At 56.3% G+C, this 12,575-nt stretch carries 10 protein-coding genes; 8 read left to right on the forward strand and 2 right to left on the reverse strand.

Annotation, left to right across the window (positions count from 1 at the left end; all coding sequences use genetic code 11):
- Positions 1–346: 346 nt before the first annotated feature.
- Entirely contained in the window at positions 347–592 is a 246-nt protein-coding gene (locus tag WCX19_RS08585) for a hypothetical protein (RefSeq protein ID WP_373007147.1), read from the forward strand.
- Between the two features lie 1,255 nt (positions 593–1,847).
- Here the strand turns inward: WCX19_RS08585 and WCX19_RS08590 are convergent.
- Both WCX19_RS08590 and WCX19_RS08595 read right to left on the reverse strand, forming a co-directional pair.
- Positions 1,848–3,053 carry a TraB/GumN family protein gene (locus tag WCX19_RS08590; protein WP_373007149.1) on the reverse strand — a complete coding sequence of 402 codons (1,206 nt, stop codon included), beginning with the start codon at positions 3,051–3,053 and terminating at the stop codon, positions 1,848–1,850.
- A gap of 191 nt (positions 3,054–3,244) precedes the next feature.
- The gene (locus WCX19_RS08595; RefSeq protein WP_373007151.1) at positions 3,245–3,640 is read right to left on the reverse strand and encodes a hypothetical protein; all 396 of its coding nucleotides are present in this window, start codon (positions 3,638–3,640) and stop codon (positions 3,245–3,247) included.
- Between the two features lie 156 nt (positions 3,641–3,796).
- Between WCX19_RS08595 and WCX19_RS08600 the strand changes: the two genes are divergently transcribed.
- The 7 genes from WCX19_RS08600 to acsC all read left to right on the forward strand — a co-directional run bounded on the left by WCX19_RS08600 (position 3,797) and on the right by acsC (position 12,496).
- A complete protein-coding gene (locus tag WCX19_RS08600) occupies positions 3,797–4,621 on the forward strand; it encodes a cobyrinic acid a,c-diamide synthase (RefSeq protein WP_373007153.1) in 825 nt (274 codons plus the stop codon).
- Positions 4,618–5,391, forward strand: a complete 774-nt coding sequence (locus WCX19_RS08605) for an AAA family ATPase (RefSeq protein WP_373007155.1) — start codon at positions 4,618–4,620, stop codon at positions 5,389–5,391. The genes WCX19_RS08600 and WCX19_RS08605 overlap by 4 nt, the downstream gene beginning before the upstream one ends.
- A gap of 127 nt (positions 5,392–5,518) precedes the next feature.
- Positions 5,519–7,873 carry a CO dehydrogenase/acetyl-CoA synthase complex subunit alpha gene (gene cdhA / locus WCX19_RS08610; protein ID WP_373007157.1) on the forward strand — a complete coding sequence of 785 codons (2,355 nt, stop codon included), beginning with the start codon at positions 5,519–5,521 and terminating at the stop codon, positions 7,871–7,873.
- A gap of 6 nt (positions 7,874–7,879) precedes the next feature.
- Positions 7,880–8,431 (forward strand): CO dehydrogenase/acetyl-CoA synthase complex subunit epsilon, encoded by a 552-nt coding sequence (gene cdhB / locus WCX19_RS08615; RefSeq protein WP_373007159.1) that lies wholly within the window; start codon positions 7,880–7,882, stop codon positions 8,429–8,431.
- Complete coding sequence (gene cdhC / locus WCX19_RS08620) at positions 8,424–9,812, forward strand: CO dehydrogenase/CO-methylating acetyl-CoA synthase complex subunit beta (protein WP_373007161.1); 1,389 nt, start codon at positions 8,424–8,426, stop codon at positions 9,810–9,812. The genes cdhB and cdhC overlap by 8 nt, the downstream gene beginning before the upstream one ends.
- A complete protein-coding gene (gene cdhD, locus WCX19_RS08625) occupies positions 9,809–11,047 on the forward strand; it encodes a CO dehydrogenase/acetyl-CoA synthase subunit delta (RefSeq protein WP_373007163.1) in 1,239 nt (412 codons plus the stop codon). Before cdhC ends, cdhD begins: the two co-directional genes overlap by 4 nt.
- A 15-nt stretch (positions 11,048–11,062) precedes the next feature.
- The gene (gene acsC / locus WCX19_RS08630) at positions 11,063–12,496 is read left to right on the forward strand and encodes an acetyl-CoA decarbonylase/synthase complex subunit gamma (protein WP_373007165.1); all 1,434 of its coding nucleotides are present in this window, start codon (positions 11,063–11,065) and stop codon (positions 12,494–12,496) included.
- Positions 12,497–12,575: the final 79 nt, after the last annotated feature.

The following is a 12,575-nucleotide window of genomic DNA, read 5'->3' on the forward strand; positions in this document are numbered from 1 at the left end:
CATTCATCCGGATCTCCACGAAGGAGCGCCGGACGCGGAAATTCAACTGACGGTTTATTGTTTCTGGAGCATATCAAGGCTTGTTACAGAACGTCGGTTTCTATCTGCCTGCAGGGCACAGTCAAGAAACCAGATTACGCGAAGGATAACTTTTTTATTTCGGCAGGAACGAGGCTCTTTTGTGCAGGTGCGGACGCACCACAGGGGAATTATTACGGAAATGAATTCAACCACCCCTTCATCGGCAGATACAGGACACATTGCACCTAAAGAACCACCCTGCTCTCTGCGGGAGGGTCAACCGGATGAATGTAGTTCGGAAAGTTCCCCGAAATGTGTCTCCGGTATGACACTCGAACAAATTATTGATATGACCGGGGAATTTACACACCTTCATGAACTGGTGATGATCCATATCGAAAGATCCGGGGGGTTTACCGGATCTGATGCCTATTTTAAAACAGTTCAGCCACTCCTCGACTTGCTCGAAGTTGAGATCCGAATCCGGTTCCGGCCCGGAATGACACAGCAGCAGGTAAAACTGATCGTGCAGAACTGGATCGAACAGGAAATGAGGGAGTGCAGGAATTAAAAAACGGCTCTGTTAAAATTCCCCCGGTTTAGGGGTACCTGCCGTTAATTTTTTTTGAAAAGTAGCAATGCGTGGAACCTGATTTGGGGGTTTCAACAAAACCTTTTTTTTGTTTGTGGGATCCCCTGGTTTCTGTCGGTACATAAAATGTACCTGCCGACCCCACACACTACCAGCACCAGACTGGCTCCGGGTACTTATACTGTTTTGTCCCCTGCAATTGTAATTTTAGGACAACAGTTTTTCATTACAAGACTTGCGAGATGTTACAAAGTTCGTAGAAATTTCAGGGATCTTTTTAGCAATGTACCCCTTCGACGCCCCACGACCTTGCGAAACAGAGAGACTTTTGAGGGAATTTGAGGACGTTAATTTTGTTTGAAATTGTAGTATGGGGGCATGGGGGATCGGGCGGGTACATTGTTGGATAAGCGGTGGGGATTCAGAACTTCTCTATTTTCAAGTTGAAAGAACAACCACCAAAAATTCGTATAAGCCAGATCTGGAAGCGGGAGTATCCCTTTTTTGGCAGCCGCCACCCTCCCTTTATGGCAGGAGGGGTACCCCCCATTAGTACAAAGGTGACACCCCCCTTCCCCAGGGCACAAGAGGTGGGGTGGGGGATCATGCTTTTAAAAAATCGGTCGGGGGTCAGGGTACCTCTCATTTTTGGGAGTGGGGGGTACCCCCCCTGCAAGAAAAGAGGCCCCTAACCCCCCAAGCCATCAGCCGACAAAATATACATTCATACGATAATTCCACGCGAAGCACAGGTTTTGGAAATGCGGAAAAGGGGGGGTAGGCCCCCTCTTGTGCCCGGACTGGGGGGTGGGGGGATCATGCTTTTAAAAATCGGCGGGGGTCAGGGATACCTCCTGTTTTTAGGAGCGGGGGGTGGCACCCCGGGCTTGCGGAGGGGGTACCCCCAATGGACCAGGAATCGCTTCGGCAAGTCCTATCAAAAATTCAGATGTGTGTAAAGGAAAATTTAGAGAAGTACCGGGGTTTGTGCATCCGGAAAATCTATCCGGCCCAGATCCGCATTCACTGCAGAGGGTCACTAAAAACGCCAGCGTTTGTCTTTTCCTAAATAATTCTTCTTTGAGGTTTTTTTACAGAGCAAAAACAACAACACGCATATTCACGGTAAACGATCCTGCAGGAATTACCTGACGATACCTCTTATAAAATAGATACCGGACAAAATCACAGCCTTGTCATATCTGAAATGCAAAAAAGACCGGGGAAACCGGGATCAAATCCACCCGGTTGCCCACGCCCACATATTGTGGACACCGGTCGAGATCACCACGACGGGGTCGATGTGGAGCAGCGGGAAGACAAAGATGAAGTACAGGACCGTCCCGAGCAGGCTCCCAAGATTTGCAAGCGCAGCCACCAGCACCACTTTGAAAAGCGGGATGCGTGCCATATCGCGGATCGATTCCGCCTCGTAAATTTTCCGGAAATCTGAGACCGGTGGTTTTCTCACCCGGGCCTCCACGTATGCGGCAATCCAGCCCGCGTGGAGCATGGGGTTTAAGGAGGTCATCCACGCGACGCCAAAACAGGTAAGGGCCGAGTACGGGTGGCCTCCGGCAATGAGCGTGAACGTGGCTGCAAGCACCCCGTGAATGATCACCCAGAAGAGGAGCGCATATAAAAGCACATTCCAGCCGACCCCGGAGAACGCAATTGCCGCAAGCAGGAATGCAAAAAGACCCGTAACCGCAAACCCGAATATTTTCCCCCAGGGAAACGATCTCGGCTCTCTTGTGAGCGTGTCAAACGCGGGGAGCGTTTCCGGGTGCTCGACATAGTTTGTGATACCCTGCCGGTGACCGGCACCGACAACCGCAAGGATCTTGCCCTCCGGGCGCTGCACCTTTAAGAGGATAAGTTGGTGGGCGATAAACGCGTCGCGTTCATCGATCAGGGCGCGGGCGCCGTTCGGCGAAAACTTGCGGAACTCCTCCATGACTGCGTCGATGACGTTCTGCTCCTTAAGCGACTCTATATCGATCTCCTGTCCATTATCCACTTCGGCAATAGAGAAGACGAGCGCGAAAATCATCTTGATCTTCTCGATGAGTCCCATCGATTTCCAGAACCGCAGGAGGGTGAGCCGTATATCCCGGTCAACAAGAGCTATTGCAATTCCCAGACGCTCCGCCTCTGCAATGGCCGCCTTCATTTCAGCACCTGGCTCGACACCGACATCTACGCCAATCTTGCGCTGCAGGTAGGAGAGCAGCCACTGGACGAGGAGCGAATTGAAGTTCTTTACTTCAAGGACATCGTCGACTGTCGGGTCCCGGGCCTGTTTTTTTAAGGCATTAAAACGGCCAGGGTCAAGTTCGATGGCCACGACATCAGGCTTAAACTCCTCGATCGCTGCCTTTACTTCATCGACACTCTTCTGAGAGACATGTGCAGTCCCGACGATCCTTAAATCAGCCATCTGTCACCGTTATTCCTGCATTATTGGTTTCTTATCCTCATTAATGGGTGGGGTGTACCCAAAAGGAGAGGAGGGGAGAGACCAGAGCACCTATCTGCAGATCCACAACAAAAAAAGAATGCGAGTAAAAGAGAGATCCTGACCTCACCAGCACCTTGACCCGATCAGGTAATTCTCACCTGACGTTATAGTCAGCACTTCTGCGAACAGTCGTAGAGCATGTTGGGATTATTATAGTACGAACTCTGGCACATCTTGACGCAGCTGACGCACTTGTCAAACTTCGACTCAGTCACGAGCTGGCACGAACCGCCCACTACCTGGCAGCTGGCATACTGGCGGCACCGGTCTCCCGCATCCATATCATTTGAACAAGCCGTGGCAAGGTTCGGGCCGCACATGACCGTGACCCCGTGGCAGTTCTCAATTCCGCATGCGGCCATTGTCGGCACTGCAGTCGGGGCGGCAGTGGCTGTGGGTTCAGCGGTTACTACCGCAGCCGGTGGGGCACTTGAGGTACAACCGGCACAAAGGATCACAACAGCAGTAAGGATCAATAGTACGACCATGGGGGGGAATGTCTTCATTACACGTTCATCTCAGACATAGGGTATGCGCAGTTCCCCACAAAAAGGTACGCACAAGGATGGGATTGTGTGCATACCAAGGGAATTTGGCACCGTAACCGGTTTATTATGCCGGATCCACGTATATAGAGGTGTATAGAGGGTGAAGAGGGAAGCATGAAGATCGCGGTGGCCGGGAAGGGCGGCGCGGGTAAAACACTCCTGGCAGGAGGCCTTGCATTCCTGCTGGCCCGGGCCGGATATACAACCATTGCAATCGATGCCGATTCCGCACCCAACCTGGGGTTCCTGCTCGGACTATCACCGGGCGATGCAGGCAGGATCGTTCCGGTCTCGAAAAACGAGACACTTATCGCAGCAAAGACCGGCACCGGGTATCCCGGAGTTTATACCCTAAACTTTACCGTAGATGACGTGGTCCAAAAATATGCAGTCCCGACACCATCTGGGGTGCATCTCTTAGTCATGGGCACGGTGGTATCGATGGGGGCAGGGTGTACCTGCCCGGCAAACAGCGTGATCCGCGCCCTCCTCCGGCACCTGGTAGTCGACCGTGACGAAGTAATAATCATGGACATGGAGGCAGGTGTCGAACATCTCGGCCGGGGAACGGCAGAGAATGTTGACATGATGCTTGTTGTCAGCGACGCAAACAGGCAATCGCTTTCTCTTGCCGGTGCAATCGTACAGATGGCACAGGATGCGGGTATTCCCCGGATCGCTCTTGTCGGCAACCGGATCGCAGATGCCGGGCAGGAACACGTGATACGGGAGTTTGCAGGAGCCAACAATCTTGAGGTCATGGGGATGATTCCGTTCGATCCGTCGGTGGTCAGGGCCGGTATCGAGGGTAATCCCATCAGCTCGCTCGAAGGTTCGGTTGCGATCCGGACCATCGGAGAGATCCTCTCCCGGATCGAACCGGGTACAAAAGAAAAATTATCTGCGGTTCAGGGATTTGACAGGAGTAAACCCGTATGAAGACGCTGGTGACGATGGGCCGGGGCGGGACCGGCAAGACAAGTTTTGTCGCGCTGCAGACCAAATTTTTTATTGAGCACCAGGAGACACCGCTCCTCCTTGTCGATGTCGATCCCGACCAGAACCTTGCAGAGATGGTGGGGGTCGATCTCGAACGTGAAGGGGTAAAGACCATTGCCGAACTGGTCACGGATACCTTCATTAAAAAAGGCGGGACCATGACAGGGATCGCTCCAAAAGAACGCATAGAGACCCGGGTTCTCTCGGAGGGACTCTATGAGGGTAATGACTTCGATCTCATTGCCGTAGGTACCAAGTGGATAGAGGGCTGCTACTGCATGCCCGATGCGGCTCTCAAAGGAGCCCTTGAATCGCTCACGAAGAATTACCGGTATGTGCTGATCGATTCCCCGGCAGGTCTTGAACACCTCAACCGTAAGATCACCGCACAGGTCAACGATATTTTCGATGTTATGGGCCCCTCGCACAAGTCATTTGAGCATGTAAAGAGGGCAGACCGGATCACCCGTGAGGTCGGAATTGATTTCGATCACTTCTTTGTTGTCGGAGGCTGCCTTTTCCCTGCGGATCTTGAAGAGACGGCGCGAAAAGAGACCGGGCAGCAGTACCTGGGAAAGATCATCTTTGACCCGCTCGTGCAGGAGTCCGTGATCGCCGGACGGTCGCTTCTTGATATCCAACAGAGTTCCCCGGCGTACCGTTCCGTCTGTGCACTTATGGAAAAGGCCGGGTACGGGAAGGCATGCTGATCATGCCGGAACCGCATCTTTCTGCCGGTGCACCGACCGTCAATGCGATTTGGTTAAAAACAGGTACGATAAATATAAACCTGCATTCCTGTATTCCAGATACAAGAGACCACCGGTTGTGCTGCCCGTGACAGAAAAAAAGATCGCGCTTACCATAAAGGAGATGGAGTCCGGCCTTGGCCGTATCAAGGATCTTTCCATCTCGATCGGGAAACTGTCAGCAGCAGACTGGGCCGAGCCGGAAGGGCCTACCCCCTATCCTTCGCTTACCACACTCCGTTCCTGGGACCGGACACTCCTTTCCCGGTACCAGCCGTTCTATATGCCGTTCTGCGATCTCTGCTGTCTGTGCACGTATGGAAAGTGCGACCTGACCGGGACAAAAAAGGGTGCCTGCGGTATCACGATGCCGGCCCAGCAGTCCCGCATCGTACTTCTTTCCGCCTGCATTGGTGCCGCCACCCACACCAGCCATGCACGCGAACTCGTTACCTACGCGATAAAAAAAGCCGGTCGTGACTGCCCCATCAATCCCGGCGGCAACGCGATCGGGGTGGAGGCCCCGGTCATCCGCCTTGTCTGCGGTGAAAAACCGGAAATTCTGGCCGACCTTGAGACGATCCTTGACTACTGCGAGAGCCAGATCACAGCCCTCCTCGCGGTGACCCATACCGGCCAGGAAGGCGATCCTCTTGACTTCGAGAGCAAGGTGCTCCATGCCGGGATGATTGACCAGGTAGGCATGGAGGTCGCCGACCTGGCGCAGATATCGGCACTTGGGTACCCGAAAGCAGACCCGGATGCCCCGCTTGCCGCGCTCGGCATGGGCAACGTTGACACCACAAAGCCGGTCATTCTTGTTATCGGCCACAACGTGCCGCCTTCTGTCGCCATCATCGATTACCTGCACAAAGAACACCTTTCGGATCAGGTCGAAGTGACCGGCATCTGCTGTACCTCGATCGATGCGACCCGGTATTCGCCCCGGGCAAAGATTATCGGCCCCATGTCCTGGCAGCTCCGGTACATCCGGAGCGGGATACCTGACGTGATTGTCGTGGACGAGCAGCGCATCCGCACCGATGCACTCGCAGAGGCAACAAAAATCCATGCGCCGTTTATTGCGACCTCGGAGAAGAACTGCCTGGGCCTCCCTGACCGGACACGTGACCCGACAGATGCAATTGTTTCAGATCTCTCCAGCGGCAGGCAGGCCGGTGTGCTGATCCTCGACCCGGAGAAGGCCGGCGAGGTGGCAGTCCGGGTGGCCCGGACCGTTGCACCGATCCGTAAAACCACCAGTTTCTCCATTGACCCGGTAACGATCCAAACTCAGGCAGCGACCTGCACGCAGTGCCGTCTCTGCCAGCGGGCATGCCCGAACGATCTCAAAATCCCGGCGGGTATGAAAGCGGCCGGAGCGGGCGACCTGTCGGTACTGGCCGGCCTGTACGAGGCCTGCGTGGGCTGCGGCCGGTGCGAACAGGCCTGCACCAGGGAGATCCCGGTGCATTCGCTGATCGTGGCAGCCGCAACAGAGAGAACAAGAGATGAAAAATTCACGATCCGCACCGGCAGGGGTGCGATCCAGGATATCGAGATCCGCAATGTCGGTGGTCCGATCGTGCTCGGCGAGATCCCGGGAGTTGTTGCCTTTGTCGGCTGTGCCAATTACGCAAACGGGGGAAAAGAGGTCGCGGAGATGGCGGTGGAGTTCGCGAAGCGCCGGTATATCGTCTGCACCTCGGGCTGCGCCGCGATGTCGATCGGGATGTACCGGGACGAGGAAGGAAAGACCCCGTACGAGCAGTTCCCGGGAAGTTTTACCGCCGGCGGGATCGTAAACGTCGGCTCCTGTGTCTCAAACGCCCATATCGCCGGGGCGACCATCAAGATCGCGAGCATCTTTGCACGGCGCAACCTGCGGGGCAACTATGCCGAGATTGCAGATTATGTCCATAACCGTGTCGGCGCGGTGGGTGTTTCCTGGGGTGCGATGTCCCAGAAAGCGTCAGCAATAGCCGCGGGGTTCTGGCGCCTCGGCATTCCGGTGGTTGTCGGCCCGCACGGGACCAAGTACAGGCGGATGCTTCTTGGCCGGGCCGATCATGATGCAGACTGGTATGTGCACGACGAACGGACCGGGGAGGATGTGTATGCAGGCCCGGCGCCAGAGCACCTCTTTGTCGCAGCCGAGACCAAGGAGGAAGCAATGGTTCTTGTCGCAAAACTCTGCATGCGGCCCAACGATACAACCCGGGGCAGGGCAATGAAACTGACGCATTATATCGATCTTTCCCAGCGCAATCTCGGTACAATTCCCGATGATATCCCCCGGTATATCCGCACGACCGCAGATATTCCGGTCACCCTTAAAGGGGAGATCACAAAGATTCTCGCGCAGTCGGACTGGAAAGAACGTCCTATCCCGGATCCAACGCTGCTATCTCGGGATAAGCCGTCCCCCCATAAGGAGCGCTGATACCCCATGACCTCCCAAGACCCCTGGCAGACCGCAGAGATTGCCGGCCCGAAAAAGGCCGCCGTCATTACCAAGCCGGCAATGGTTCTCGCGGTCATCAGCCGGGCACAGCACCCGGTGCTCCTCATCGGTCATGGTGCCGCAACGATCGATATAGGCGAGAGGAAACTGGTCGATTACCTGCTCGATCTGGCCCGGACAAAGAACATCCCGGTGATCGCCACGGGCCATATCAACCGGGCACTGAAAGCCCGGGGGTACACAGAAGCCGCCATCATGCCCGCAGTCGAGGCTGGCCAACGGATTGCCGACCCCGGCTGGAACGGGCCGGACGGGAAGGGGCCCTGTGATCTCGCCATTATCGCCGGCCTGCCCTATCCCATGGCATGGACGCTTCTCTCCGGGCTCAAGAACTTTGCCCGGCACACAAAGACGATCGCGCTCGACAACACCTACCAGCCCAACGCGAGCTGGTCGTTTGCAAACATCTCTGTTAAGGAATGGCAGGAGAACCTCGAAGCGATCACGGTAACAACGGGAGGGCCAGGAGATGTTTGAGGATATCCCGGTGGATGTCGGGCTCGTTCATGTCGGCGAACGGATCCGGAAAAACGATATGTACGTGGAGTTGGGCGGCCCGTCAATCGAGGAAAAGTTTGAGCTGGTCCGGGTGAAAAAACCCGAAGAGGTTCGTGACGGGGCGATCATGGTAGTCGGCCCGGATCTCCCGGATATGGAAGAGGGAAAGAAGTACTCCTTAGGTATTCTTATCGAAATTGCCGGGCCCGAACTGGAAGAGGATATTGAGGGCGTGATCGAACGCCGCATCCATGAATATTCCAACTACATCGAAGGGTTCATGCACCTCAACCAGCGCTACGACATCTGGGTGAGGGTCTCGAAAAAAGCCTACACCCATGGTTTTACGACGCTAACGTACGTCGGCAAAGTCATGCTCGATCTCCTCAAGAACGAGTTGCCCATAATTGAAAAAATCCAGGTCACCTTCTTCACGGACAAAGAGAAGATCCAGGCCCGGTATGCAGATGCAAAAGCGATATATGAAGCGCGGGACGCCCGCGCCCGGGGCCTGACCGACGATGATGTTGATGTCTTCTACGGGTGTGCCCTCTGCCAGTCGTTTGCGCCCAGCCATGTCTGTGTGATCACCCCCCAGCGGTACGCAAACTGCGGGGCGATCAGCTGGTTTGACGGGAGGGCAGCAGCCCGGATCGACCCCAAGGGCCCGATCTTTCCCATAGAAAAGGGCGAGTACCTCGACCCGGTGAGAGGAGAATATACCGGGATAAACGAGAGCGCAAAGAAGCGCTCCCTCGGTACGGTACATCGTGTCTACCTGTACAGCGCATTTGCCTACCCGCACACCTCCTGCGGGTGCTTCGAAGGGATCGCGTTCTACATCCCTGAGGTGGAAGGATTCGGGATCGTGATGCGGGGATACAAGGACGTGACCGTGAACGGCCTGCCGTTCTCTACGATGGCAGATTCGACTGCCGGAGGCCGGCAGGTTGACGGGTTCCACGGGATATCGCTCGAGTACATGCGATCCCCCAGGTTCCTTTCAGCAGACGGGGGCTATGCCCGGGTCGCGTGGATGCCGTCCGATTTAAAGGAGCAGATGAGGGAGTTTATCCCGGCAGCACTCTTTTCTGCGATTGCCACGGAAAAAGATGTCAGTACCGTGAGCGAACTCAGGGACTTCCTTTCCTCGCATGCGCACCCGGTCATGGAGCGGTGGAAGGCAGAAGAAGACGTTCCCGTGAACGGGACAACCGGTGCCGTGCAGGTCTTCTCCGGCGGTGACTTCCCGATCACCTCGGGGGGTTTTAAGATCATCTTCAAGAACGCCCGGATCACTGCAGACCGGGTGATCATCGAGCCGATCCAGCCCAAAAAAACGGGAGCGGATAAAAAATGACCGGGCTTGATCCTCATGAAGAGAAAACAACCGCCGAAACAAGGCATGTGCAGGACGCCATCCCGGGTCTCCTTGCGATGCTGTCCGGCAAAAAAAGGGTAGAACTGGAAAATTTTACGATGGAGATCGGAGATCTCGAACTCTGGATCCCCACCGGGACCGGTGCCACCCCAACGGGATCGACTGCCCCGGTACGCGTGAAACCCACGACCCTTTTTACCGAGACATTTATCCCATCTCACGAAGAATTCGTGGGCCGCATCCATGAAGTCCGCCTCGGTGCGACAAAAAGTGAGGGGGGCAGCCGGAGCAGGTCCCTGGTGATCGGGGGCTCCACGTACCCGCCGTTTGTCAGCGCTGACCACCTCCCGGCCCACCCGCCGGTCTTTGCACTCGACGTTTTCGATATGCCGCTGCCGCTCTCAAAAGTGCTCAAGGAAAACGTCAAAGACGTGATGAACGATCCGGCTGAATGGGCCAGGATGAACGTGAAGAAGTACGGCGCCGACATGATCACGGTCCACCTCATGTCCACCGACCCGCTCATCAGCGATGCCACACCTGCTGCCGCGGCACGGACGGTCGAAGACGTGCTGCAGGCAGTGGATGTCCCGCTTATTATCGGGGGATGCGGGGACCCGCGCAAGGACGCGGCGGTCTTTTGTAAGGTAGCGGAAGTCGCCGATGGCGAACGGTTGCTCTTAAACTCGGTCACGCTCGGAATGACCGAGACAAAGACGCTGGACCTTGTCGCCCGTGCGGCAAAGGAGCACGGTCACGCGGTGCTCGGCTTCACCGGACTCGAACTTAACAAGGCAAAGGAACTCAACCGCCGGCTCTACGAGTACCTCCCACCGGAAGATATCGTGATGGACTTAACGACGGTCGCGCTCGGATACGGGCTTGAGTATTCGTTTACCATCCACGAACGGGCCCGGCACGCGGCGCTGATGGGAGATACCGAACTCCAGCAGCCGACGATCTCTGCGTCCACGAACGCCTGGGCAGCCCGCGAGGCATGGATGAAGATGGACAAGAAATACGGCTCGCGGGAGCTTCGCGGCCCGCTCTGGGAGACGATAAATGCGCTTACCCTCCTCCTTGCCGGGGTCGATATCTTCATGATGATGCACCCGGCCGCAATACGGACCTGCAAGGACACGATCCGTATGTTCGCGGAAAAAGATGCCCCGGTGCCGGAAGGGGTTGCCCGCTGGGCGACGATGAAGATCTAGACGGGGGGTATGAGAATGTCAGAACGCGAACCCAAAAAGACCATAAAAGAGATCAGCCCCATCGACGTGTACAAACTCCTCCCCAAGACCAACTGCAAGGAGTGCGGCGAAGCAAACTGCATGGCATTTGCGACAAGAGTGGTCAACGGAGAGCTGGCCGTTGACAACTGCCCGCCGGTCACGAAAGAGGAATACCGGGTCAATTTTTCCAGGCTCGAAGATCTCATGGCCCCCCCGGTCAGGACCATTGTCGTCGGGACAGGCAACCGGGCCATGAAGCTGGGCGGGAAGTACGTCCTGTACCGGCACGAGTTCACCTACAGCAATCCCACGCCCATAGCAATTGACGTTTCAGATGATCTGCCCGAGGATGAGCGTACCGCACGGGTCAGGGCAGTCGCGGACTTTGCCTACAACTATATCGGGCGCGAACTGCGTCTGGACGCAATTGCGGTCCGCTCGACCCGGCATGACCCGGCTGCATTCGCGTCTGCGGTCACGACCGTTTCTGCCCTCACCGATCTGCCGCTCATTCTCTGCACCTACGATGCGGCGATCATGGCGGCCGGCCTTGCCCATATCCGGGAACGCCGCCCGCTCCTCTACGCGGCGACAAAGGACAACTGGAAGGAGATGGCAGAACTCGCCCTCCGCTACGGGTGCCCGCTCGTGGTATCAGCCCCCCACGACACCGCACTCCTGCGATCGATGGTAAAAACCCTCGTGGAGTACGGGGTTGTCGATCTTGTGCTCGACCCGGGAACTGCTGTCGAGCCCGGCCTGTCCGGGACCATCCATACCTTCTCGCAGATCCGCCGGGCAGTCTTTGCCGATGGAGACGATCTTCTTGGTTACCCGCTGCTCGGCACTCCTATTACCGCGTGGCTCTCGCCCGAGATCTCGCACGAACTGATCCAGTGGAAGGAGGCCTGCGCCGCATCGATGCTGCTCTCCCGGTACGCGGATCTCCTAATCATCCACAGCCTCGAAGGCTGGGTGCTCCTGCCCCAGTTGATCTGGCGGTTCAACATCTACACCGACCCGAGAAAACCGGTCTCGGTCGATACCGGGGTCAGGACATTCGGGTCGCCCGGGAAGGACGCGCCGGTGCTTATCACCACGAACTACGCGCTCACCTATTTCACAGTCGAAAGCGACATCAAGTCAGCGGGTATCGACTGCTTTTTAATTGTCGTGGACACAGGAGGTAACAGCGTGGAGAGTGCGGTCGCCGGCCGGTACCTGAACGCAGACTCCATGGCAGCAGCCCTCAAAGACAACAAAATTGCCGATCTGGTCGATCACCGGCACCTGATCATACCGGGACTCGCCGCCCGCCTGAGCGGTGAGACCGAAGAGGCAAGCGGGTGGCACGTGCTGGTCGGCCCCAAAGATTCGTCCGGTATCCCGGCCTTTCTTAAGGCACACTGGCCGCCGGTGAACCGGTAACTACCTTTCGCGCTTTTTTAGCACGGAAGGTATGCCACCTCAACCTTCTGGTCGTACCGGATGAACACAGGGGAACAGA

Source organism: Methanoregula sp. (genome assembly GCF_041663825.1).
GTDB lineage: Archaea > Halobacteriota > Methanomicrobia > Methanomicrobiales > Methanospirillaceae > Methanoregula.

Coding starts and splice junctions, on each gene's coding strand:
- WCX19_RS08605 (WP_373007155.1), top strand. CDS start 4,618: ATGAAGACGCTGGTGACGATGGGCCGGGGCGGGACCGGCAAGACAAGT.
- WCX19_RS08600 (WP_373007153.1), top strand. CDS start 3,797: ATGAAGATCGCGGTGGCCGGGAAGGGCGGCGCGGGTAAAACACTCCTG.
- acsC (WP_373007165.1), top strand. CDS start 11,063: ATGTCAGAACGCGAACCCAAAAAGACCATAAAAGAGATCAGCCCCATC.
- cdhB (WP_373007159.1), top strand. CDS start 7,880: ATGACCTCCCAAGACCCCTGGCAGACCGCAGAGATTGCCGGCCCGAAA.
- WCX19_RS08585 (WP_373007147.1), top strand. CDS start 347: ATGACACTCGAACAAATTATTGATATGACCGGGGAATTTACACACCTT.
- WCX19_RS08590 (WP_373007149.1), bottom strand. CDS start 3,053: ATGGCTGATTTAAGGATCGTCGGGACTGCACATGTCTCTCAGAAGAGT.
- cdhD (WP_373007163.1), top strand. CDS start 9,809: ATGACCGGGCTTGATCCTCATGAAGAGAAAACAACCGCCGAAACAAGG.
- WCX19_RS08595 (WP_373007151.1), bottom strand. CDS start 3,640: ATGAAGACATTCCCCCCCATGGTCGTACTATTGATCCTTACTGCTGTT.
- cdhC (WP_373007161.1), top strand. CDS start 8,424: ATGTTTGAGGATATCCCGGTGGATGTCGGGCTCGTTCATGTCGGCGAA.